The organism is Sanguibacter sp. Z1732 (assembly GCF_051020515.1).
Classification (GTDB): domain Bacteria; phylum Actinomycetota; class Actinomycetes; order Actinomycetales; family Beutenbergiaceae; genus CALKWS01.
Genome location: NZ_CP194857.1, coordinates 2,916,994 through 2,939,483, shown reverse-complemented (window position 1 = coordinate 2,939,483; position 22,490 = coordinate 2,916,994). Strand labels below are relative to the sequence as shown.

Genomic DNA, 22,490 nt, shown 5'->3' with positions numbered 1-22,490 from the left:
CACCACCCCGGCCCCACCGTGAGGCCTGGGGTTCGGTGATCTGTGCGTGTTACGGTGCCCGGTCCGTCCTCTCTGAAAGGAACTCGCACTGTGACGAGGAAACTGCTGGCCACCGCCGCCACCGCCGCCGCCCTGATCGCCCTGGCCGCGTGCAGCGAATCCGCCCCGCAGGACCCCGGTCCCGAGGACGCCGAGGCACCGGGGATGGAAGAGCAGGACGGCATGCCCGAGATGCCGGAGATGCCCGAACCCGATGTCGAGGACGTCCCCGACGTGGTCGCCACGGTGAACGGCACCGACATCGCCGGCGACGAGTTCGTCACGCTGTACCAGATGCAGTTCCAGCAGATGGCGATGGAGTCCCAGGCGTCCGGGCAGGAGGTCGACCAGAACGAGTTGAAGTCCCAGACGTTGAACTCCATGGTCGACAGTGAGCTGCTGGTCCAGGACGCCCATCAGCGCGGATACGAGGCCAGCGAGGAGGACGTCGAGGCCCTCCTGGAGCAGACCGCCACATCCAACCAGATGGAGTCGGTGGAGGAGTTGCTGGGCGTCTACGCCGAACAGGGCGTCACCGAGGAACAGGTCCGGGACGATGCCCAGACCCAGTTGCTGGTCCAGGAACTGGTCGAGAACGACATCGAGGTCGACGAACCCACCGACGAGGAGGTCGTCGAACTCTACGAGTCCATGGGTCTGGGTGAGGACGAGGAGAACGGCTACGAACTGGATAGGAGATCCGCCCGGAACTGGAGGCCCAGGTGCGTAACCAGAACCGCTCCGAGGCGGTCGGAGCCCACGTGGATGATCTTCGCAGCGACGCCGAGGTGCAGACCTACCTGTGACGCGGTCCCGGGCAACACGCCACGGGCACGATCGACACGCGGCCGACCCCGCTCGGTAGGGGCACCCGCATGGGACCAAGGCCCCCTGCCGGCGCCGGAATACCTCCATAGGCTGGTGCCATGCCCACGTGGGTGACGCGCACGCCCCATTCCGTCCCAGTCAAGGAGGAGGCCCCATGGCCCTGCACACCGACATCCCCACCTCGGCCGACATCGAGCGGCTCGCCGCCGTACGCGACGAGCCCTGTGTGTCGATCTACCTGCAGACCTCACCGGTCAGCGCGGACAACGAGGCGGCTCGCATCGAGTTGCGCAACGCGATCAGCGACGCCGCCAACCAGTTGACCGAAGCAGGGGTGGAGCGTCGCCTGATCGAGGCGATCACCGAGCACGCCGAGGCGCTGCGCGCCGATGCGTCGTTCTGGAACTACCTGTCGAACTCCCTGGCGATCTTCCTCACTGCCTCCGAGACGCACACCTTCCGCCTGCCGAGCACGTTGACGAGCGTGCACGAGGTCTCCGACCGCTTCCACATCAAGCCGATCCTGCGCGCAGTCACCTTCCCGCACACTGCGTTCGTGCTGGCGTTGTCGGCGAACGCCGCCCGGTTGGTGGAGATCACCGCGGACTCCCCCGCGTTCGAGGTCTCGGTGGACGAGTTGCCCGAGAGCCTCGAGGACGCCGTCGGCGGCACCGATGACCCGAACCGCCAATCCTTCGCCCGGATGTCCTCCGGGGACACCGAGCGGGTCCGGCTCACCCAGTACGCCCGCATGGTCGATCGCGCTCTGCGCCCGCTGCTTCCCGACGTGCGCGTGCCGTTGATCCTGGCCGCGGCCGAACCGCTGGCCAGCATCTACCGGTCGGTCTCCAGCTCCACGAACCTGGCCGGCCAGGGCATCGAAGGGAACCCGGATCAGCTCGACGACGCCGCCCTTGCGGAGGCGGCGCGGACGATCATGGACCGGCTCTACGCTGACGAGATCGCCGCCGTCGCGCAGGATCTGAACGAGGACTACCCGCGCGAGCGCGTGGCGCTGGACACCCAGCAGGTGGCCCGGGCCGCCACGTTCGGGGCCGTGGACACCCTGCTGGTGGACATCGACAGCCACCAGGGCGGGTTCCTGGACGAGGCCGACGGCGCGCTGACGCTCTCCGCCTCCCCCGATGCCCTGGACTACGGCGTGGCGGACGAGATCGCCCGGCGCGCCCTACGCACCGGCGCCAGGGTGCTGGCGGTACGGGCCGAGGACATCCCCGGGGACGGACCCGTCGCGGCGCTGCTGCGCTACCCGATGTGAGGCCCACCAGGGCCTGCGTGCACCCGCCAGTGCGTGCGCACCCACCCGGGTGAGCCTCCCCCCACCGAAGGTGAGGCCCGACGACGGCGGGCCGGGGTGGCCGGAGAAGCGGAACCGCCCCGCCCGCTCACCTGGTGAACGCGGCGCGCGGGATCACCGGGCCGCGGCGTAGCATGCCCTGGACGTCACGCCTGCAAGAGAGGATCCATGCCCACGCCCCGGACCCCACGAGCCCGCGGCGGGCAGCCACCGATCTGGACGCGCGACTTCACCCTGGCCACAAGCACGAACCTGCTGCTGGCGATGGTGTTCATGGCCTCCATCGTCACGATGGCCCCCTACGCCGTCCGGGAACTGGGCGCGACCGAACCGCAGGCGGGCGCGGTGGCGAGCATCTTCGTGGTCGGCGCGCTGCTCACCCGGCCCTTTGCGGGGCGATACCTGGACGTGCTCGGACGGCGGCGCATCGTCGTCGTCGGGATCGGTCTGCAGGTGGGCGCACTGGCGCTGTACTTCCTCGCCGACACCCTGGCCCTGCTGCTGGTGGTGCGGGTGCTGCACGGGATGGCCTTCGGGCTGGTCAACACCGCGATGGCGGCCTCGGTCATTTCCCTGCTGCCGCCACGGCGCCGCTCCGAGGGCACCGGCTACTTCGGGATGAGCGGCGTGATCGCCGGCGCGGTCGGCCCGCTGTACGGGGTACCGGTGCTGATGGGACCGGGCCCACAGGTCCTGTTCGCCGTCTTCACCGGGCTGGCGGTGCTGGCATTCAGCCTCTCGTTGCTGCTGCGGCTGCCCAGTCCGGCCGCCCCAGCCCCTCGCCCGCGCCCGCGGGCACGGCGACGCTCGGTAGGCCCGGTGCTACGGTCCCTGCTGGAGCCGACCGTGATCCCGGTGGCCTCGGTGATGCTGGTGGCCGGGGCGGCCTTCTCCTCGGTGATAACGTACATGAGCCTGTACACCCCATCGCTGGGGATGGAGGAGATGACCACGGTGTTCTTCGTGGTCTACTCCGCGTCGGTGCTCCTGGTGCGGCCCTTCGCCGGACGCCTGCACGATTCCCGCGGGGACAACACCATCATCTACCCGTCGCGCTGCTCTCCCTCGCGGTAGCCCTGGCCGTGATCAGCGTCGCGCGCACGCCGGCGGTGCTACTGCTCGGTGCGGTGTTCCTCGCGCTCGGATTCGGCACCCTGATGAGTTCGATGCAGGCCATCGCGGTGACGCTGGCCCCACGGGACCGGGTGGGGGTCGCCACCGCGACGTTCTTCCTGATGCTGGACATCGGCACCGGCCTGGGCCCGATCCTGCTGGGCTTCGCGGTGGCCTACCTGGGGTATTCACCGATGTACCTGGTGATGGCGGCGATCACGCTGGTGGCGGTGGGACTGTACTACCTGACGCACGGTGGCACCCCCAACCGTCGGAGCGGACCGCTGCCGGACGATCCGCCCGAAGTCACCGACCAATAGGGTCGCACGCGCGCTCATCCGATCAGCAGCGTCGCGGCCCCCAGGATCGCCACGGCCACCGTGATCGCCCCTGCCAGCACCGCGACGTAGCGCGCGGGGAACCGCTCCCCGGCAGGCAGCGCAACCGCCGTGGCGAGCGCGATCCGTGCGGGTGAGGCGTTCATCCCGAAAGACGCGGCCACGTTCTGGGCCGCCAGGGGGACTATCGGGCTGGTGTCCAGCCCGAGGGCGGCCGTGGTGGTGGCGGTGGAGAACATGGCGGCCGAACCGGTGTTGGAGCCGGTCAGGTAACCACCCAGGGCCCCGATGGCGGGGATCGTCGCGAGAAATCCGATCCCCATCTGTGCGGCAGTGACCGCCAGGTAGTCGGCCATCCCGGTGACAGCCATCACGATGCCCAACGCCAGGAACATCACCGCCGTGCCACCGGGGCGCAGCCAGCGCCTCAGCACCTGGATCGCCATCGCCGGGCGCTCCACCCTCGGGATCCCGAGCAGCACCGGAGCCAGCATCGCGGAGGCCACCAGCCACAGCGCCGGACTGGCCAGCCACGCCAGTCCCGCCGGATCCCCCGCGATCGCCAGCGCGGCGGTGGTCACCAGGATCCCGCCGACCAGCAGCAGGTAGGGCCGCACGCCCCTGCGCAGCCGGGTGGTGATCGCCGGGAGCGGCCCGTAGCTGATGCGGGTCAGGACAAGCAGCACCACGATCACCACCAGCGCGGTCAGCACACCGGTCAGCGGCGGACCCACCAGCAGGCTCGCCCCGATCAGGCCCGCCCACTGAAGCGCCACCACGACGGCGGCGAGCACCACCCGCCGTGCACCGACCCGACCACCGGCCAGGGCCAGCACCCCGACCATGCTCACCACCAGCACCGGAAGGCTCAGCAGGGCCGACCACACACCGAGGTCGGCGAAGTCCACCCCACCCAGTCGGGAGGCCACCAGCATGCCCGGGGCCAGCGATCCCCAGGGCGCGGTGACCATGCCGAGCAGCCCCACCGTCACCGCCCGCACCGGTGCCAGTCCGTGCCTGATCAGCAGCGGTGCGGAGATCACCAGCCCGATCCCGAACCCCGTGACGGCCTCCAGGAACGGGGTGAGCCCGTAGACCAGGAGCAGCAGCGACACGGTGCGGTCCTGGCCGGCCTCCGCGCGATCGAGCCAGTCGGCGATGGCGTCCTGCCCGCCGCTGCGGGCCATCGCCTCGGCCAGCCCCAACCCGCCCAGGATGATCAGCGCCACCGCGAGCACGGTCGGGCCCATCTGGGCCGCCGTCGCCGCCACCGCCTCACCCGTGGGCGCGAAGACGGTGGAACCGCCGAGCAGGGCGACCGCGAGCCCGGCGACACCGGCCCAGAGGGCGGGGATCCGGACGGCGCGCATCCCGAGGACGACGGCGAAGGGCGCCAGGGCAAGGATGAGTTCAGTCATGTTGTGGCTCGGCAGGTGCCGGGCCAGATGTCGGTGACCACGGTGATCACCGGCCCGGACGGCCCGGTCAGTATCGCCCGGCGCCGCAAACACCGGCAAATAGCGGTTGTCCACCACCGCACCGCCCGCCCCCGGTCATCCACCAACGCCGTGCCCGCCCCCGGTCATCCACCAACGCCGTGCCCGGCCCCGGTCATCCACCAACGCCCTGACCCGCTCCTGCTGTCCACCGCTGCCGCAGGCGCCGAGGTGAGATGTGGGTGGCACCATCTAACGTGGACGGCGTGGACACCGGCATCGAGCTGATCGGGATCGTGGGCCCCAACACGTTCACCCGGGGCCGGGCCTACGCACGCCAGGGCCGGGCCGAGGTCCTGGAGCACGACCAGAACCGGTACGTGGCCGGCACCTGCCAGGGATCGGGCGGACGCACCTATCACGTGCGCGCGGAGTACCAGGTCACCTCGCACGGGCACGTCGATGAGATCGAGGGACAGTGCACCTGCCCGGTGCAGTTCGACTGCAAGCACGCCGTGGCCCTGCTGTTGACCGCGCGGCACCACACCCGCGAGCCCGCCCGCTCGCCCGCGCACTGGCAGAGCGTGCTCACCGAGGTCTTCGGTGAGCCGCAGCCCGCCACCTCCCCTCTGGCCCTGGCGGTGGAGTTCGACCCGCCGGATGCGGGAGCGCCTCCTCACTTCTCCTGGGCGGGCCGGGCCGAGGACGGCGCCTTGCGGGTACGACCGATGAGGCCGGGAAAGCGCAAGGCGTGGGTGAACGCCGGGGCCACCTGGTCGAGCGTGCGCGGTGGCCACATCAATGGTGCCGCCCGATCCCAGGTGGACGCCCTGGACGCGCTGCGCCGGATGGCCAACCAATCCAACCCGTGGTCGATGGGTGAGCCGGCCTGGATCAGCCTGGACCGCATCGACAACCCCGGCGTGTGGCCGATCCTGGAGCAGATCGTGGCCTCCGGTGTGGAACTGGTTGCCACCGACTACCGCGCCGTCATGATCGAGTCCGCCCCGGGTACGGCGCCGATCACCCTGACCGAGCACGACGGTGAGATCCGGGTCGGCGCTGTGCTCACCCACCCGAACGCGCCGGGAGCCGGGCAGAGTCTGACGGCGATCGGCACCCCGCCCCACGGCCTGATCTGGACCGATGATGCAGGTCTGCACATGCTGGCTCCCCTGCCCCGCCCGGCGAGCTCGGCCTGGTCCGCCCTGCGCCGCACCGGCGCCCCGGTGCGCGTCCCACCGGCCGATCGTCGCCAGTTCCAGCGGGAGGTGCTGCCGCAGATCCTCCGGGAGACCTGGATCAGCCCCGATGACAGTTACATCCCGCCGCCGCCTCCTACCCCGGTGCTGCACCTGGAGGTTCAGGTCGTCACCGGCGCCGACGGCGTGGCTTCCGGCCCGAACGAACCGGCCACACCGCAGGCGGTGCTGGCCTGGACGGTGCACTACCGGGACGAGCACGGAGAGGGGTACGGCCCGCTCGACCTGCCCGGCGAGCAGACTGATCCGCGGCGCGACGCCGAGGCCGAGCGGGCCCTGTGCACCCGGGCCGCGGCGCTGCTGCGACCACTGCCCGGCACGGTCGACGACGAGCGGCCACGTCCGCGCGCGCGCAGGTGCACGGGCTGGCCGTGGTCACCCTGATCGATAACGTCCTTCCGCAGTTGCAGGAGGCAGGGGTGATCGTCACCGCCCGCGCGCTGCCGTCGTTCGCCCACGCCGGCGACCCGACGGTGCAGGTCTCGGTCACCGAGTCCGGGCGGGACTGGCTCGATCTGGACGTCACCATGACCGTGGCCGGGCGTGAGGTGCCGATCAGTCACGTCATCACAGCCCTGACCCGCGAACTCGACGCCCTCTTCCTTCCCGATGGCACCTATGTGCTCCTGGACGACCCCGAACTGGAACAACTCCGGGCGCTGCTGGCCGAGTCCCGCGAGATGGGCGACCAGCGTCGCAAGGCACTACGGGTTCCGCGCGTGCAAGTGTCCTGGTGGGAGGAGTTGCTGGCCCTCGGTCTGGTCTCTGCCTCGGAGCACGAGTGGTTCCGGGCGTTGCGGCATGCGGCGCAGCACCCGCCCGAACCCCCGCCGCTTCCGGCCGGTCTGCACGCCACGCTGCGGCCCTATCAACAGTCGGGCTATGAGTGGTTGGCCACCTTGCGCCGCAGCGGGCTGGGCGGGATCCTCGCCGATGACATGGGGCTCGGGAAGACGGTGCAGGTGCTGGCAATGATCCTGGATGAGCGCGCCCAGGCAGCCAACGTCGCAGCGATCACCGGGGGCGAGGAACCTGCCGGCACCGAGATCGTCCCCTCCTCGCTGGTAGTGCAGAACCCTCCAGCACCCGAAGCCACCGCCCCGAGTGGGCCGTGGCTCGTGGTCGCGCCGACGTCGGTGGTACCGAACTGGGTCGCCGAGGCCGCCAAGTTCACCCCGGATCTGCGCGTGGCACAGGTCAGCGCAACCGGGGCCCGCCGCGGGCGGACACTCGCCGAGGTGGCCGCTGAGACCGACGTCATCGTCACCTCCTACGCACTGCTGCGCCTGGAGGCGACCGAGTACGCCGAACTGGACGTGGCCGGCCTGGTGCTCGATGAGGCCCAACACGCCAAGAACCACACATCCAAGGCGTTCGCGAGCGCCAAGAAGGTCGCCGCCCCGCTCACCTTCGCCGTCACCGGCACACCCCTGGAGAACACCTTGGAGGAGTTGTGGGCGATGTCGGCGCTGGCCGCACCCGGCTTGTTGGGTAGCCCCGCACAGTTCCGAGCGGTCTACCGCCGGCCGATCGAGAGCGGGCAGGCGCAGGCACCGGACCTGATGTCCCGGCTGCGCCGCCGGATCGCCCCGTTCCTGTTGCGCCGCACCAAGGACCAGGTCGCCACCGATCTGCCCACCAAGCAGGAACAGGTGGTGCCGGTGGAACTGAACCCGGCACACCGGCGGCTCTACGACAAGCACCTGCAACTCGAGCGCCAGCGGGTGCTGCGCCTGGTGGAGGATCTGGACCGCAACCGGGTGGAGGTCCTGGCCGCTCTCACCCGGCTGCGACAACTGGCCATCGACGCGACCCTGGTGGAACCGGAGGCCACGGCGCAGAGTTCGAAACTCGAGGTGTTGCTCCCGCTGCTGCGCGAGGCGGCTGCGGAAGGGCACCGGGTGCTGGTGTTCTCCCAGTTCACCCGTTACCTCGGCCGGATCGCCGAGCGGTTGCGGGCCGAGGGCGTGGGGTATGCCTACCTGGACGGGTCCACCAAGCGCCGGGCTGCAGTGATCGAGGGCTTCGCCAAGGGCGATGATCCGGTGTTCCTGATCAGCCTCAAGGCCGGCGGGGTCGGCCTGAACCTGACCATGGCCGACTACGCCGTCCTGGCCGATCCGTGGTGGAACCCTGCGGTGGAGGCCCAGGCGGTGGATCGCACGCACAGGATCGGGCAGCGCCGGCCGGTGATGGTCTACCGGCTGGTGGCCACCAACACCATCGAGGAGAAGGTCCTGGCCCTGCAGGAATCCAAACGCGAACTCGTGGCCGGGGTGCTGGCAGAGGACGGTGCAGCCGGTGGAGGCGGCGCAGCCGAAACCACCGCCGAAGCCGAGGCCACGTTCTCGACCGCACCGAGCCCGGGGCGTACCACCGGGTCCGGCGCGCTCAGCGCCGCGGAGCTGCGCGAACTGCTCGCCTGAGCAGGTGCCGGATGCGGCTCAGGCGCGTAGCGCGGCGACCAGGAACTCTCGCCCGTGAGCGGTGGGGGTCCAGAGCAGGTCCCCGCGATAGCGCGGGAGCACATCACAGCGTCGCAGCACCGTCCGGGTCAGGTAACCACCCAGGCGCACGTCGAGCCCGTCGACCAGACCTTCATCGGTGCGCCAGCCCAGCGCCGAGACCGCATCGGCCAGTCTGTGGTCAACCCGGGACCGCTCCCTGCGCAGCCGGTCGGATTGCTCCGCCGGTTCCAGGACATCGACGTGCGTCACCACGTCCGGCTCCGCCACGGGTTGCCCGGCCAGGTCGAGCATCATCACGATGGCGCAGGCCCGGTCGAACTCGGTGCGGCCCAGCGGCAGCCGGCCCACCACGTGCTGCCACAGCGCCACCGGGTCGGCCATGAGACGCTTGCCGGCAGCGGTCACCGACAGCGTGCCCTTGGCCTTGCGCGCCAAACCCGGGGCCTGGATCATCTCGCGGAATTCGGTCACCCGGGGCGAGTGGGACTCCCGCTTGTGGGTGCCGGGACCCTCCCGCTGCAACTGCAGCCGCTGTGCCACGGCCGCCACATCGGCCGGCCGGAGGAGTCCGGCGGAGGTCAGCCGCAGACCGTCGGTGCCCACGTGCCGCAGGAACCAGATGAGCGGGTCCATCATCGCCGCGCAGGCATCCGGGTCAAGCCGGTTGGTGTGATCCAGACGCGCCAGGTGGGCCATCCGGGTCAGCAGCACCGAGCCACGGGCCTCCGCCTCGGCCATCACCTGCGACAACGGTGCACCGATGGGGGGAAGGGGGGTGGTGACGGCACGGACCCGGGCGTCTGCGGTGCGGACGTCGAAACGGTCCAGCAGGGCGAGGATCCGGGCCGGTTCCCGGGAGCCGAAGGTGAGGTGGATGACCTCTCGGTCCGCCTCCTCCAGATCGGCATCGGGGTCCTGGGCCAGTGCGGTCAGGTTCCGCCGTATGTGCATGTAGCCAGGGGCTCCGCCGCAGTCCTCCGGTGGACCGGCGCGCTCTCCGCCCAAGACGTGCGCCGCGTCGTCGGCGGGTGCCTCCTCGGTGACTTCCAGCACGGTGAGGCGGTGCTCCCAACCGTCCCCGAAGTCGTAGACGTATGTCGCCTGCGCCCCCTGGCCGGGTAGCAGATCGGCCACGGAGGCCTCGGCTTCCTCCTGCACCGAGGGCGCTTCCGGGAGGGGGGAGTCGAACACCTCCGGGGACTCCTGCCAGACCTGCACCTGGCCGCCGGCACCGGTACGGCGGAAGGCGTGCAGATGGGTATCCATCCACCCCATCGCCTCCTGCAGCACGCAGTGCAGGACCGGGAGCGGTCTGTCGGCACCGATGCGCACCTCCCGCCAGATCGGCGGGGTGACATCGTCCAGGTCGACCCGGACACGGTAGGTGGTGGGCACCGCCCCATCGTGCCCCACCTGAACCCGGATCGTGGCCGGATCGGACCTGCAACCCGCACGCGATATCGGCGGTGCGATTCGATCAGCCGACGTCGCGGATGTAGCGGGAGATCACCCGCACCTGCCGGTAGCCCACCGAGCGGTAGAGATGGTCGGCGCCGGTCGGGCTGGTGGAGTCCACCTCCAGTTCACTGACGCGGTACCCGGCGTCGCGCGCCGCGCGCAGTGCCGAGATCAGCACGTCCTTGGCCAGGCCCTGGCCGCGCACTTCCCGGCGCGTTCCGACCAGGTTAATGTGCACCACCCCGGGTTGGTACTCCCCCGCGATCGCGTAGGCCAGCACCCGGTCGCCGTCGAGGATCACGCGCGAGAGGTGCGGCCGCACGGTGGACATGGTGGCGAAGTGCTCCCAGTCCGAGGCGGAGATCTCACTGTGGTTGCGGTGGTCGCGGAAGGAGTCGTTGTGCGCCTCGCGCGTCGCAGCCTGCATCGCCGCATCCGGGGCGACGGCGCGGGTCACCGTGCCCGGGTCGGTCCAGGAGGCCAGGTCCACCTCCATGGTCAGGAAGTAGTTGTCCGGGGTGAAGCCGAAAGCCTCCAACAGGCGCTGGGTGGGCGAGTCGGCCGGGCCCCCGGAGGTGCGCAACCGCACCGGCTCACCGGGGAAGCGCTCGGCAGCCAGAGCCAAGGCCCGCTCCTGCAACCAGGTGAGCAACTGCGTGCCCAGACCCTGGCGGCGGTGCGCGGGGTGAATGTGCCCGTGCGTGCCCATCAGGGCCTTGCCCTCCACCAGCGTTTCGCGGCTGGACACCGCGCCCACGCCGATCAGATCCGCGCCCTTCCACACACTCATGGTGTCGGTGGCCGGATCGAATCTCGGTTGCTTGAAGGACTCGGCCAGGGCGTCCTGGGTGACCACCGCGCCGGTGCCATCGGCGAGGGCCACGGTGTTGTTCAACTCCGTGGCTGCCGCCACATCGTGCAGGGTCAGGGGCCGCCAGATCAGATCCACGGCGTTGACCTTAGCCTGCCCACGCACCGCAGCGGACCAGACCGTGGGATGGGACACACACGGGCGAACCGTCGGGGTCAGTCGCGTAGGTGAGCCGGCCGAGCGACGACTCGGGCGAGCACACGAGAGATGGGCAGGTGCGCCCGTCGAGGGCATGGTTTACGCGAGCCGGCCGAGCAGGTCCCGGGAGATGATCAGGCGCTGCACCTCGCTGGTGCCCTCATAGATCGTGGTGACCCGGGCATCGCGGTAGAGGCGTTCGGCCGGCACCCCACGGATGTATCCGGACCCACCCAGAATCTGCACGGCATGCCCGGTCGCGCGCACCGCCGTCTCGCTGGCGAACAGTTTGGCCATCGAGCACGCCACCCCGGCCTCCTGAGCGGCGTCCAGACGCGCGGCGCCGGACTCCAGCAGCAACCTGGCGGCCTGATACTCGGTGGCCATGTCCGCCAGGGTGAAGGAGACGGCCTGGAACGCCCCGATCGGCTGGCCGAACTGACTCCTGCCGATCGCGTAGTCGCGGGCGGTGTCCACCGCTGCACGGGTGATGCCGTTGGCGAGCGCGCCGATCCCCAGGCGCCCCTTCTCGAGCACCGACAGGACCGCGCCGAAGCCGGTGCCCTCGGCACCGAGCATGGCGGTGGCGGGCAGGCGGACGTTCCGGAACACGAATCCGCCCACCGGGGAGGCCCGCTGACCCATCTTGTGCTCGGTGTAAGCGCGCTCCACACCGGGCTGGTCCACGTCGACCAGGAACATCGACATGCCACCGCGCTTGCGCTTGGACGCATCCGTGACGGCCAGCACCATCGCGAAGTCAGCCACCGGTGCGTTGTGGATGAAGACCTTCTCCCCGTTCAGGATCCAGTCATCGCCGTCGCGCCGTGCCGTCGTCGCCAGGCCTCCGAGATCGGAACCGGCTGCGGCCTCGGTGAGTGCGTAACTGCAGCGCAGCGTGCCGGCCAGCAGCCCGGGCAGGTACTGCTCACGCTGGTCGGGGGTGCCGTGCGCCACCAGCAGCGAGGCCACCAGTTCCACCAGCCCGCACTGGTCGGCCACGCTGGCGTATCCGTAGGAGAGTTCCTCCATCACCGTGATGTAGTCGGCGACGGTTCCGCCGGCTCCCCCCTCGTCCTCAGCAACGGTGATGCCGAAGAGCCCGAGCCCACCCATATCCTGGTAGATCTCGCTCGGGAACCGCTCGGTCTCGTCGAGTTCGGCCACCACCGGGGCGATGCGGGCTGCGGTGAATTCGCGCACCATCTCCCGCAGGTCGTCGCTGGCTCCGGTCAAATCGGCGGGCGCCGTCATGGGATTCTCCTTCGGGGTGACGGCCGCGTCCGCGGCGTCGGTTCGGGGTTACTGCGGCCCATTGGTTGCGCCGCGGGCATGTTGGCGCCCGCGGGCAGGTGGTTCGGGAAGATGCACGGTCGTGGCGGTAAGCGCCCCGGCCAGTGACCGGGCCGGGAGCAGGACCGGCAGCAGGCAGGCCTGCACGGCGTGGTAGATGTCGGCCTTACCGGGCCTGATGCGGGTGGAGGGGGTCAGGTCCGGGCCGAGTTCGTGGTGCCAGGAGCCCCCGACGGTATCGATGTGGTGCTCCCTCGCGTAGCGCCACCACCGCTGCAACCAGGTGGGGTACTCGAGCAGTTGGGTGGTCTGACCCAGCACGCTCGCGGCCGCGAGCGCCTCGCACAGCACCCAATGCAGACGGTTGCGCACGATCGGTTCACCCTGCCAGTCCACGGTGTAGACGAACCCCTGCTCGCCGTCGACCGCCCAGGCGTCGGTGACGGCGCGGTGGAACAACCGCTCGGCCGCCGCGGTCAGGTCCGCATCGCCCTGCCCCAGGTGCACCAGCAGCCGGGCCCACTCGAAGGAGTGTCCGGGCGTGGCGCCATAGGGTTTGAACGGGTCCTCGCGCTGGTCCGCGTTGTGCTCCAGGTCGGGCCGCCAGTGTTCGTCGTAGTGCTCGGGCAGGCGCCACTCGTGATCGCGGGCGGCCGCGATCATCCGCTCGGAGATGCGGTGGGCCATCTGCGCCCAGCGCCCGTCGCCGGTGGCATCGGCGGCGGCGAGCAACGCCTCCACCCCGTGCATCGCCGAGTTGGCCCCGCGGTAGGGGCTCAGTGTGGTGAAGGTGCGGTCCCACTCCTCCACCAGCGCGCCCTGGGCCTCATCCCAGAACCGCTCGGTCAACACCCCCAGCGCTTCCTCCAGCAGTTCCCGCCCACCGCGCACGCCGGCGAGGGTGGCCGAGGCCGCCGCCAGCACCACGAAGGAGTGCGGGTAGGCCCATTTGGTCGACTGCACCGGCTCGGAAGTGGTCTCATCGACGGCCGTGAACCATCCGCCGTGGTCGGCGTCGCGGAAGACGTCGTTGAGCGCAGCGATGCCGTGGCGCACCATCTCGGTGGCGCCGCGGTGACCGGCGAGCGCGCCGAGGGCGTAGGTATGGGTCATCCGGCAGGTCACGTACAGCATCCGCGGGCGCCCGGGCATCGGCACACCGGTGGTGTCGAGCCATCCGAACCCGCCATGGGGCAGCCGCGCGCCGGTACCGAAGTCCAACAGGTGGGCGGCCTCGGTGAGCATCTCCTGGCTCAGCCCCGCGATCGGCGTGGTCATGACATCACCCCGCCACCGTTGACGTGCACCGTCTGGCCGGTGATGAAGGAGGCCTCGTCGCTGAGCAGGAACCGCACCGCCGGGGCCACCTCAGCGGCGCGGCCGAACCGGCCCTGGATCATCCTCGCGGTCTTACGGGCGCGCCACTCCTCGGGGTAGCCGACCGTCATCGCCGTCTCCAGCGGTCCGGGCGCCACGGCATTGCACCGGATATTCGGGCCCAGTTCGTGGGCGAGGGCGCGAGTCAGGCCGAGCAGGCCCGCCTTGGACGCGGTGTAGGCGCTGGCCTGTGATCCACCGTTGTAAGCCAGTTGGGAAGCGATCGAGACGATCGCGGCCGAGGGTTGGCGGCGCAGGTACGGCACCGCGATCCGGGTCACCCGGTGCGCCCCGTCCAGGTTCACCGCCATCGTGCGTTGCCACACCTCATCGGCGCGGGCGTCCTCCACGCCGACCTCGTGCAGCACCCCGGCATTGTTGACGACGGCATCCAGGCGGCCCCACGACCGCTCAGCGGCTTGCATTCCCGTGAGCACCGACGCCTCCGAGGTGACGTCCAAAGCCACGGCGTGCACGCCGTCGTCGGTGGTGGGCACGGCCTGCAGGTCGGCGGCCACCACACGGGCGCCGGCCGCGCGCAACGTGCTGATCAGTGCGGTGCCGAGGGCCCCGCCGGCACCGGTGACGAGCACCACCTGGTCGTCCAACCGGGCGAACGCATCGGGCACTGGGGAACCCGAAGGGTGACCTTCGGCGGAGGGGGTGGATCGCATCATCCCTGCATGTTACCGTCTACCTTCTACTCACCGGGAGGGCTTTCCACACCATGGAAACCAGCATGCTGGCGAAGGGGCTGCGCGTTCTGCAGCACCTGATGCAGCATCCGCACGGGCAGGGGGTCAGCGCCATCGCTCGCGCCCAGAACCTGCCGGTGAGCACCACCCACCGGATGCTGACGACCCTGGTCGCCACCGATTGGGTCACCCGTTCCCCCTCGGCCACCTACCGGCTCGGACCGCAGATGTTCCTGGCCGTGGAAGCGGTGCACGCCTCCAGTGGGCTGAGCGACATGCACGCCATCCTCACCGACCTGGCCGACAGCGTCGGCGAGACCGTGATCCTGGGCACCTTGATCGGCAAGGAGTTCATCTACCTGGACGTGATCCACGGACCCGGCATGCTCGGCATCAAGGGCAGCGTGGGTCAGCGTGGTCCGCTGCACTGCACCGCGATCGGCAAGTCCTTGCTCACCGCCTTGCCGTTGCCGCAGCGCAACGATCTGATCGTGAGCCTGGAACTGTGTAGTTTCACCCCGAGCACGATCACCAATGTGGCGGACCTGGCCGCAGAGATCGATCGGAGCCTGCAGCGGGGGTACACCGAGGCGAACGAGGAGAACGAGGCCGGCGTGACGTCGGTCGGGATTCCCGTCCCGATGCAGAACGATCCCGATGGCTACTACGCAATCTGCGTCTCCGCGCCGACCCAACGCGCCGACGCGGAGCGGCGGCGCGGGTTCCTGGCCGCCCTTCACCGCAGCCGGGAACTGTTACGTACCACAGGAGTGAGTCCCCGATGAGTCTTGCCCCATCCATTCCCGCTTCCTCCGACGTCGCCCACCCCAAGGGCCAGTGGAGTCCCAAGCCGGTGCTGGCCGCGGCCGAGGTCGCCGCACGCATCCCGGCCGGTTCCACCGTCTTCGTGGGCGGTTCCGGCGGAGGCCTGCAGGAACCGGGCCGGCTGTTGGCCGCGCTCGAGGAACGCTTCACCACCGAGGCCGCTCCGACGTCCCTGACCATCTGGCACTGCTCCGGTATCGGTGACCGGGAGAGCACCGGACTGAACCACCTGGCCCACGAGGGCCTGGTCAAGCGCGTGGTCGGTGGGCACTGGGGCATGGCGCCCAAGATGGCCGACCTCGCCCAGCGCGACGTGATCGAGGCCTACAACCTGCCGCAGGGAGTGATCGCCCAGTTACTGCGCGAGACCGGCGGGAAGCGCCCCGGCCTGGTCACCGGCGTGGGTCTGCGCACCTTCGTGGACCCGCGGGTCGAGGGCGGCCGGCTGAACGCGGTGACCACCGAGCAGATCGTGGAACTGGTGGAACTGGCGGGCCAGGAGTACCTGTTCTACCCGTCGCCACAAATGGACGTCGCGCTGCTGCGGGCCACCTGCGCCGACGAGTTGGGAAACCTCTCCTTCACCGAGGAAGCCTCGATGCTGGAGGCCTTCTCCGCGGCCCAGGCCGTCAAGGCCAATGGCGGCAAGGTCTACGCCCAGGTGAAGTACCTCACCGAGGCCTACGCCATGCACCCCCACGCCGTGAAGGTTCCCGGTGCGCTGGTGGACGGCGTGGTGCTCGCCCCGGATCAGCCCCAGACCTCCCGGCAGTACTACCAGCCGGCCTTCACCGGTGCGGTGCGCGCTCCGGCCACCAGCCTGCCGGGGCTGCCGAAGGGGCCGCGACGGGTGGTGGCCGAACGTGCCGCCGAGGAACTCACCCCCCACTCGGTGGTCAACCTCGGCGTCGGGATGCCCGACGGGATCGCCCAGATCGCGTCCGAACGCGGCCTGACCAAGAAATTGGCGTTCGCGGTCGAACACGGCCACATCGGCGGAACCCCTGCCGGGGGCGTGGAGTTCGGCGCAGTCTACAACCCCGCGGTCAGCATGGACGCGGCCTACCAGTTCGACTACTTCGACGGCGGCGGGTTGGACATCGCCTTCCTCGGTGTGGCCGAGGTGGACCAGTACGGCAACGTCAACTCCTCCCGCCCCAAGGGAGCGATCTCCGGGGCCGGCGGCTTCATCAACATCACCCAGGGCACCAGGCGGGTGGTTTTCTGCGGTTCCTTCACCGCCCTCGGCGCCAGGTTCGAGATCGGCCACGGCCAGTTGCGTGTCACGACCGAAGGTCAGGTACACAAGTTCGTTGAGGAGGTCGCCCAGATCACCTTCAGCGCATCCCGGGCCCGCGAGTTGGGCCAGGAGGTTCTCTATGTCACCGAACGCGCCGTGTTCACCCTCGGCGACGAGGGTCTGGAACTGATCGAGATCGCTCCCGGGATCGATCTGCAGGCCGACGTCCTGGACCGGATGGACTTCACCCCGGTGGTCCGCGACGTAACCCTGATGAACTCCACGTTCTTCCAGTAGGCCCTTCCGTGCTTATCCTCTGACCCATCCAGACAGCACCAACCCAGCAGCAACCCAGCACCAATCCACGCACAACGCACCCCACAGAAGACTCACTCAAGAGAGGTTCACTCCCATGACCAAGTCCATGACCCGCCGCGCACTGGTCGCGACCGCGGCCGCAGCCGCGCTCGTACTGGCCGGATGCAACGGCGACAACGGCGACGACAACGGCACCGGTGACACCAACGGAAACCGAGGCGGCGGTGGCGCCGAGGCCGAGTTCGTCCTGACCGCCGGGCACCAACTGGCCGTCGATACCCCCTTCGACGAGGGCCTGAACCGGTTCGCCGAACTGGTGGAGGAGAAGACCGAGGGCCGTGTAGTGGTGGAGACCCACCCGAACGCGGCACTGGGCAACGAGACCGAGATGTTCCAGGGCATGCAGTCCGGCACCATCGACGTGGGCATCATCGCCCCCGGTTCGATCGGTGAGTTCGCACCGGAGATGTCCATCCTGTCGGTGCCGTTCCTGATCAACTCCCAGGAACAGCGCGACGCCGTCATCGAGGGAGACATCGCCGCCGGACTGGCCGAGAACCTGGCCGAGACCACCGGAACCCGACCGCTGACCTACTTCGGCGGTAGTTTCCGGCAGCTGTTCTTCACCGAGCCCGCCGAGTCCCTCGACGACATCGAGGGCCGGCTGCTTCGCGTGCAGCCCTCGGCCGTGCTGACCGACTCCTTCGCCGCGATCGGCCTGGACCCACCGTGGTGGCCTACAACGAGCTCTACAACGCACTGCAGCAGGGCGTCGTCGAGGGCGCGGACAACGAGGCGGTCTTCATCGACTCCCAGAAGTTCTACGAGGTGGCCCCCTACATCCTGCGGACCAACCACGAGGTGACCATCCGTCCGCTGCTGATCTCCCAGATGACCCTGGACAACCTCGGTGAGGAACTGTCCGCGCTGGTGATCGAGGCCGCCGAGGAGGCCGGCGAATTCGAGCGCAACCTCGAGTCCGAGGTCGATGGTGAGATGCTCGACGACCTCGCCTCGCGTGATGGCGTGGAGGTCATCGACGTGGACACCTCGGGTGTCCAGGACGCCGTCGAGGACGTCTGGTACGACTACGCCGAGCAGTGGGACGCGGTGGACACCCTCGAGCAGATCATCGCGCTGCGTTCGGAGGGCTGATGCTTCGGCGTCTCACCGACGCGCTCTACAAGGTCGCGGTCGCCCTCAGCGCCTTTGCGCTGGCGGGATGGTCGCCGTCGTCGCGTACCAGATCCTGGGCAGGTACCTGCCCTTCCTCACCCGCGCGCTGTGGACCGAGGAGATCGCCCGGATGTGCCTCATCTGGTTGGTCTTCCTCGGCGCAGCGGTGGGGGTACGCACCTCGGAGCACTTCCTGATCGACCTGATCCCCAAGAGCATCGGGGACCGGGCCCAGCGTGTCATCATCACGCTGGGCCTGGCCCTGGTCACCGTGATCGCGGTGGTGTTGTTCATCGGGAGCGTGTCCTTCGTCGAGACCGGCACGGGGCGGACCTCCACTACCTCGGGGATGTCGCTGGTGTATACCTTCACCGCCCCGATGGTCTCCTCGATCCTCATGATGCTGTTCTCCATCGAGGTCTGGTGGGAAGGCATGCGCCGGCCGGACAAGGGCGGTCTTCGGCTCGACGAGGGAGCCCTGATCGAGCCGATCACGAGCGAGACCACGCACCCGAACGAGGGAACCAAGGGGGGTGAGGTGCGATGAGTGCGATGGCCGTCATGATCATCATCCTCACCATCTTCCTGCTGGCCAGCGCGCTGCGGGTGCCGGTGGCATTCGGGCTGTTGCTGGCGTGCGCGCCGTTCCTGCTGCTGCATCCCCAGCTCAGCACCGAGTTGATGGTGCAGCGGATGTATGCGGGGCTGGACTCCTTCATCCTGTTGGCGGTCCCGTTCTTCATCTTCGCCGCGGCGATCATGACCGCCTCGGGGATCACCGAGAAACTCATCGACTTCGCCCGGGCGACGGTGGGCTGGATCCGCGGTGGTCTGGGCATCGTCAACGTCGGTGCCTCGATCGGGTTCTCCGGTATGTCCGGGTCCTCCACCGCCGATGTGGCCGGAACCGGTTCGGTGCTGATCCCGCAGATGATCAAGCGGGGCTATCCGGCCGGTTTCACCGTCGGTATCACTGCTGCCTCGGCCGTGATCAGTTCGGTGATCCCTCCCAGCATCCAACTGATCGTCTGGGGATCGCTGACCAACACCTCGATCGGGGCGTTGTTCGTGGCCGGGATCGTGCCAGGGCTGATGATGGGTGTGGGCATGATGATCGCCGCCTACATCGTGGCCCGCCGGAAGAACTACCCCCGGGAGTCCTCGTTCAAGGCCCGTGAGGCCGGGCGCACGTTCCTGCAGGCGGTGCCCGCCCTGGGCATCATCGTGATCGTGCTGGGCGGGTTCCGCCTGGGATTCGTGACCGCCACCGAGGCGGCGCTACTGGCGGTGGTCTACTCGCTGTTCCTGGCTCTGGTGGTCTACCGCACCGTCAGCCTGCGCGAACTCGGCCGGGTGCTGGTCTCGGCGGCCAAACTTACCTCCGTGGCCCTGTTCGCCCTGGCCGCGGCGACCATGCTTGCCTACGTGCTGACCCTCTACCGGATCCCGCGGCTCTTCCAGGGGCTCGTCGATGCGGTACCCGGGTGGGCGCTGCTGGGTGTGATCGTGCTGATCCTGTTCGCGATCGGACTGTTCATGGACGCCCTCCCGGCCATGGCGATCATGATTCCGGTGCTGGGGCCGGCCGTGGTGCTGGCCGGGATCGATCCGGTGCACTACGGGATCGTGGCGGTGATGACCCTGGCCCTGGGCCTGATCACCCCACCGGTGGGCCTGTGTCTGCTGGTGGCCTCCTCGATCGGGAAGATACCCGTGCTCTCCGCGGTCAGACCCATGATGCCGTTCTTCTTCGTCATGGTCCTGGTTCTGGTGCTGTGCGTGGCCTTCCCCCAGATCGTCCTGTTCCTGCCGAACCTGATCGGGACGTGATGTGGTGATCGACTCCGGAACGCCACTGGTGCAGACCGAACGTGACGGCTCCGCGGTGCGGGTGCGCCTGGACCGGGAGGGCAAACTCAACGCCCTGAACCGGGAGATCCTGCACGGGTTGGACCGGGTGCTGGATCAGGTCACCGAGGGCGCTACCGGCGATGAGCCGATACGCGCGCTGGTGATCACCGGGGCCGGCTCGCGTGCGTTCAGCGCGGGGGGCGGACCTGAAACAGGTCAAGTCCGCCGGTGGCACGCAGTTCCACGCGGACAACATGGGCGGGCATCGCCTCTTTGCCCGGTTGCGTGCCCTGCCGGTGCCGGTGATCGCCGCGATCAACGGGGTGGCGTTGGGCGGCGGGCTGGAACTGGCCCTGGCCTGCGACATCCGGGTGGCGGTGGCCGGCGCCCGCCTGGGCCTTCCGGAGGTCAAGGTGGGGGTGCTCCCCGGTTGGGGCGGAACATGGCGGTTGGCCGAGGCCGTCGGTCCGGCCAAGGCCAGGGAACTGGTCCTGACCGGGGAGTTGATCGGAGCCGATGCGGCCGCGCGGCTGGGCCTGGTCAGCAGCGTGCACGACGACGAGGCCGCCCTGGGCGCCCGGGTCGCCGAACTGATCGGGCTGCTGGAGCGGACCAGTGCGGCCGCCGTGGGGCACGCCAAGACGCTGCTGAACGCCCGGGAGGATCCAGCCGGCGTACACGCCGCCGCCGAGACCGGATACGTGGCGGCGTTACTGGGCACCGACTACTTCGGGGCGGCCACGGCCGACTTCTGACACCCCGTGCGGGCCCTGTCCCCGGAGGGACCGCAGGAACTCCCCCGCCCGAGGCGGGGGGCAAATCCGGGGAGCCGATCCGGCCGCGAGGCCGATATGACCGCGGGGAACCCTGGCGAGGATGCGCCGGGAACGTCCCGGAAGGAGAACCCATGGATGAGGCACAACTTCTCGCCCGGCTAGAGACCTGGTGCGCCGAGCGGCTGCCGTGCTACGGCACCGACTTCTTCCCCGGAGCCTTGCACGAGCTGGCCGACCTCGGCCTGCAGTCGCTGCTGTTCGACGGCGAGGAGCTCAACCTCGACCGCGGGCTGCTCGTGCACGAGACCAGCGAACGCCTGGCCCGGGTGATGCCGGGCCTGGCCGTGGCCACCAGCGTGGCCCGGCTGCACGCCTACCTGCTCGCCAAGTACGCCCAGCCCCGGGTGCGCCGGAAGTACCTGGAGGCAACCAAGCGGGCGGAAGCCTTCGGCGGGTTCGCCATGACCGAACCGCATGCGGGCACCGACGTGCGGGCCATGCGCACCGTGGCGGTGCGCCGCGGGGATGAGTACGTCCTGAACGGGTCCAAGAGCTGGATCGGCCTTGCCCCGGTCTCGGACTACGTGATCGTGCTGGCCAAGGAGGGCCATGACGGGCGCGACGCCGACACGATCGCCCTCGTGGTGGAGATGGACTCCCCCGGCGCAACCGGCGCACCCGGACCGGCGCTGTCCGGCGTGCTGGGCATGCCCAACGGCACCCTGGAGTTCACCGACGTCGTCGTTCCGGCCCAGAACCTGCTCACCTGTGACGGCTTTGCGGGGATGATGGACGGGTTGAACCTGGCCCGCATCGAGGCAGCCTCCTACTCCTGCGGGCTCATGTACCGCGCGCTGGAACTGGGCACCGGGCGCGCCGGCTCGCGCGAGGCGTTCGGCAAACCGCTCAGTGCGCTGCCGAGCATCCAGATCAAACTGGGCCGGATGTGGACCGACTACCGGGCCGCCCGCGAGCTCACCCTGGCCGCGGTGGCCTCGTTCGCCGACCAGCCCGGAGGCGACCGGGACCTGATCTCGATGGCGAAGCTGTTCGCCTCCGACGCCGCCCGCCGGCACACCGACGAGGCGATGCAGATCTTCGGCGCCGCGGGCCTGGCCCAGGACGCCCAGGTATGGCAACTGCACAACGACGCCAAGGTCATGCAGATCTTCGATGGCACCAGCGAGATCCACGAGACGATGCTCGGCCGCCGGGCAGTGAAGGAGTTCACCCATGTCTGAGCGCACCTGGCTCCCCCCGGTGGGGGCACGGGCGGAGTTCCGCAAGACCGTCGGGGAGACCGATGTGACGCTCTTCGCCGGCCTCACCGGCGACTTCGCCCCGCAGCACATCGACGCCGAGTACATGCGGGCCCGCCCCGAGGGCCAGCGCGTGGCGCACGGGGCGCTGACGTTGTCGCTGGCCTCGACCGCGGCGTCGAAACTGTGCGCCGACCACGGGCTGACGGCGCTGTCCTACGGGTATGACAAGGTCCGCTTCCTCGCGCCGGTGTTCCTGGGCCAGACCGTGCGGGTCCAGTACGAGGTGGAGTCGGTGAACCCCGAGAAGCAGACCGCCTACTGCCAGGTCCGGGCCAGCACCGAGGACGGCCGGTTGTGCATGGTGGCCGTGCACGTCCTGTACTGCTACCGGGACTGAGGGAGCCGGTT

The 22,490-nt window shown here is 69.6% G+C and carries 19 protein-coding genes and 2 pseudogenes; 15 read left to right on the top strand and 6 right to left on the bottom strand.

Annotated features, from left to right (window positions below):
* The first annotated feature begins 90 nt into the window (after positions 1-90).
* From ACRRRO_RS15420 to ACRRRO_RS15405, 4 genes are all read left to right on the top strand, one after another.
* Entirely contained in the window at positions 91-981 is an 891-nt protein-coding gene (locus tag ACRRRO_RS15420) for a SurA N-terminal domain-containing protein (RefSeq protein WP_434080539.1), read from the top strand.
* A 40-nt stretch (positions 982-1,021) separates the two neighbouring features.
* Entirely contained in the window at positions 1,022-2,146 is a 1,125-nt protein-coding gene (locus ACRRRO_RS15415) for a hypothetical protein (protein ID WP_424795853.1), read from the top strand.
* Between the two features lie 207 nt (positions 2,147-2,353).
* On the top strand, positions 2,354-3,259 hold the full coding sequence (locus ACRRRO_RS15410) for an MFS transporter (protein WP_434080538.1): 906 nt from the start codon (positions 2,354-2,356) through the stop codon (positions 3,257-3,259).
* 8 nt (positions 3,260-3,267) lie between these two features.
* Positions 3,268-3,618 carry an MFS transporter gene (locus ACRRRO_RS15405; RefSeq protein WP_434080537.1) on the top strand — a complete coding sequence of 117 codons (351 nt, stop codon included), beginning with the start codon at positions 3,268-3,270 and terminating at the stop codon, positions 3,616-3,618.
* A 14-nt stretch (positions 3,619-3,632) separates the two neighbouring features.
* On the opposite strand, the gene ACRRRO_RS15400 is transcribed toward ACRRRO_RS15405, so the two are convergent.
* The gene (locus tag ACRRRO_RS15400) at positions 3,633-5,054 is read right to left on the bottom strand and encodes an L-lactate permease (protein WP_424795851.1); all 1,422 of its coding nucleotides are present in this window, start codon (positions 5,052-5,054) and stop codon (positions 3,633-3,635) included.
* Positions 5,055-5,314: 260 nt separating this feature from the next.
* Here ACRRRO_RS15400 and ACRRRO_RS15395 point away from each other — a divergent pair, with 260 nt between their 5' ends.
* Positions 5,315-6,718: an SWIM zinc finger family protein gene (locus ACRRRO_RS15395; protein ID WP_434080536.1), complete on the top strand. Its 1,404-nt coding sequence runs from the start codon at positions 5,315-5,317 to the stop codon at positions 6,716-6,718.
* A complete protein-coding gene (locus tag ACRRRO_RS15390) occupies positions 6,706-8,760 on the top strand; it encodes a DEAD/DEAH box helicase (RefSeq protein WP_434080535.1) in 2,055 nt (684 codons plus the stop codon). Before ACRRRO_RS15395 ends, ACRRRO_RS15390 begins: the two co-directional genes overlap by 13 nt.
* Before the next feature lie 18 nt (positions 8,761-8,778).
* Here ACRRRO_RS15390 and ACRRRO_RS15385 read toward each other — a convergent pair whose 3' ends face one another.
* The 5 genes from ACRRRO_RS15385 to ACRRRO_RS15365 all read right to left on the bottom strand — a co-directional run bounded on the left by ACRRRO_RS15385 (position 8,779) and on the right by ACRRRO_RS15365 (position 14,616).
* Positions 8,779-10,197, bottom strand: coding sequence for a plasmid pRiA4b ORF-3 family protein (locus ACRRRO_RS15385; protein ID WP_434080534.1), 1,419 nt, complete (start codon positions 10,195-10,197; stop codon positions 8,779-8,781).
* An 82-nt stretch (positions 10,198-10,279) separates the two neighbouring features.
* On the bottom strand, positions 10,280-11,266 hold the full coding sequence (locus tag ACRRRO_RS15380) for a GNAT family N-acetyltransferase (protein WP_424795848.1): 987 nt from the start codon (positions 11,264-11,266) through the stop codon (positions 10,280-10,282).
* A 102-nt stretch (positions 11,267-11,368) separates the two neighbouring features.
* On the bottom strand, positions 11,369-12,523 hold the full coding sequence (locus ACRRRO_RS15375; RefSeq protein WP_424795847.1) for an acyl-CoA dehydrogenase family protein: 1,155 nt from the start codon (positions 12,521-12,523) through the stop codon (positions 11,369-11,371).
* A 48-nt stretch (positions 12,524-12,571) separates the two neighbouring features.
* Positions 12,572-13,840 (bottom strand): AGE family epimerase/isomerase, encoded by a 1,269-nt coding sequence (locus ACRRRO_RS15370; RefSeq protein WP_424795846.1) that lies wholly within the window; start codon positions 13,838-13,840, stop codon positions 12,572-12,574.
* Entirely contained in the window at positions 13,837-14,616 is a 780-nt protein-coding gene (locus ACRRRO_RS15365; RefSeq protein WP_424795845.1) for an SDR family NAD(P)-dependent oxidoreductase, read from the bottom strand. Before ACRRRO_RS15365 ends, ACRRRO_RS15370 begins: the two co-directional genes overlap by 4 nt.
* 62 nt (positions 14,617-14,678) lie before the next feature.
* Here ACRRRO_RS15365 and ACRRRO_RS15360 point away from each other — a divergent pair, with 62 nt between their 5' ends.
* From ACRRRO_RS15360 to ACRRRO_RS15320, 9 genes and pseudogenes are all read left to right on the top strand, one after another.
* Positions 14,679-15,419 carry an IclR family transcriptional regulator gene (locus ACRRRO_RS15360; protein WP_434080533.1) on the top strand — a complete coding sequence of 247 codons (741 nt, stop codon included), beginning with the start codon at positions 14,679-14,681 and terminating at the stop codon, positions 15,417-15,419.
* Entirely contained in the window at positions 15,416-16,996 is a 1,581-nt protein-coding gene (locus tag ACRRRO_RS15355; RefSeq protein ID WP_424795843.1) for an acyl CoA:acetate/3-ketoacid CoA transferase, read from the top strand. The genes ACRRRO_RS15360 and ACRRRO_RS15355 overlap by 4 nt, the downstream gene beginning before the upstream one ends.
* Before the next feature lie 115 nt (positions 16,997-17,111).
* A pseudogene (locus ACRRRO_RS15350) lies at positions 17,112-18,172 on the top strand (TRAP transporter substrate-binding protein).
* A gap of 67 nt (positions 18,173-18,239) precedes the next feature.
* Positions 18,240-18,740 (top strand): TRAP transporter small permease, encoded by a 501-nt coding sequence (locus ACRRRO_RS15345; protein WP_434080532.1) that lies wholly within the window; start codon positions 18,240-18,242, stop codon positions 18,738-18,740.
* Positions 18,737-20,023 (top strand): TRAP transporter large permease, encoded by a 1,287-nt coding sequence (locus tag ACRRRO_RS15340; RefSeq protein ID WP_424795840.1) that lies wholly within the window; start codon positions 18,737-18,739, stop codon positions 20,021-20,023. The genes ACRRRO_RS15345 and ACRRRO_RS15340 overlap by 4 nt, the downstream gene beginning before the upstream one ends.
* A 1-nt stretch (position 20,024) precedes the next feature.
* Positions 20,025-20,186: pseudogene (locus ACRRRO_RS15335) on the top strand (hypothetical protein); the annotation flags it as partial.
* Between the two features lie 40 nt (positions 20,187-20,226).
* Positions 20,227-20,799, top strand: coding sequence for an enoyl-CoA hydratase/isomerase family protein (locus ACRRRO_RS15330; protein ID WP_434081591.1), 573 nt, complete (start codon positions 20,227-20,229; stop codon positions 20,797-20,799).
* A 152-nt stretch (positions 20,800-20,951) separates the two neighbouring features.
* The gene (locus tag ACRRRO_RS15325; RefSeq protein ID WP_424795838.1) at positions 20,952-22,061 is read left to right on the top strand and encodes an acyl-CoA dehydrogenase family protein; all 1,110 of its coding nucleotides are present in this window, start codon (positions 20,952-20,954) and stop codon (positions 22,059-22,061) included.
* Positions 22,054-22,479, top strand: coding sequence for a MaoC family dehydratase (locus ACRRRO_RS15320; protein WP_424795837.1), 426 nt, complete (start codon positions 22,054-22,056; stop codon positions 22,477-22,479). Before ACRRRO_RS15325 ends, ACRRRO_RS15320 begins: the two co-directional genes overlap by 8 nt.
* Positions 22,480-22,490: the final 11 nt, after the last annotated feature.

Bases quoted from the DNA above. Each gene is read 5' to 3' on its own strand.
- ACRRRO_RS15365 (WP_424795845.1), bottom strand. From the start codon at position 14,616: ATGATGCGATCCACCCCCTCCGCCGAAGGTCACCCTTCGGGTTCCCCA.
- ACRRRO_RS15415 (WP_424795853.1), top strand. From the start codon at position 1,022: ATGGCCCTGCACACCGACATCCCCACCTCGGCCGACATCGAGCGGCTC.
- ACRRRO_RS15355 (WP_424795843.1), top strand. From the start codon at position 15,416: ATGAGTCTTGCCCCATCCATTCCCGCTTCCTCCGACGTCGCCCACCCC.
- ACRRRO_RS15370 (WP_424795846.1), bottom strand. From the start codon at position 13,840: ATGACCACGCCGATCGCGGGGCTGAGCCAGGAGATGCTCACCGAGGCC.
- ACRRRO_RS15340 (WP_424795840.1), top strand. From the start codon at position 18,737: ATGAGTGCGATGGCCGTCATGATCATCATCCTCACCATCTTCCTGCTG.
- ACRRRO_RS15325 (WP_424795838.1), top strand. From the start codon at position 20,952: ATGGATGAGGCACAACTTCTCGCCCGGCTAGAGACCTGGTGCGCCGAG.
- ACRRRO_RS15400 (WP_424795851.1), bottom strand. From the start codon at position 5,054: ATGACTGAACTCATCCTTGCCCTGGCGCCCTTCGCCGTCGTCCTCGGG.
- ACRRRO_RS15320 (WP_424795837.1), top strand. From the start codon at position 22,054: ATGTCTGAGCGCACCTGGCTCCCCCCGGTGGGGGCACGGGCGGAGTTC.
- ACRRRO_RS15375 (WP_424795847.1), bottom strand. From the start codon at position 12,523: ATGACGGCGCCCGCCGATTTGACCGGAGCCAGCGACGACCTGCGGGAG.
- ACRRRO_RS15410 (WP_434080538.1), top strand. From the start codon at position 2,354: ATGCCCACGCCCCGGACCCCACGAGCCCGCGGCGGGCAGCCACCGATC.
- ACRRRO_RS15345 (WP_434080532.1), top strand. From the start codon at position 18,240: ATGGTCGCCGTCGTCGCGTACCAGATCCTGGGCAGGTACCTGCCCTTC.
- ACRRRO_RS15360 (WP_434080533.1), top strand. From the start codon at position 14,679: ATGCTGGCGAAGGGGCTGCGCGTTCTGCAGCACCTGATGCAGCATCCG.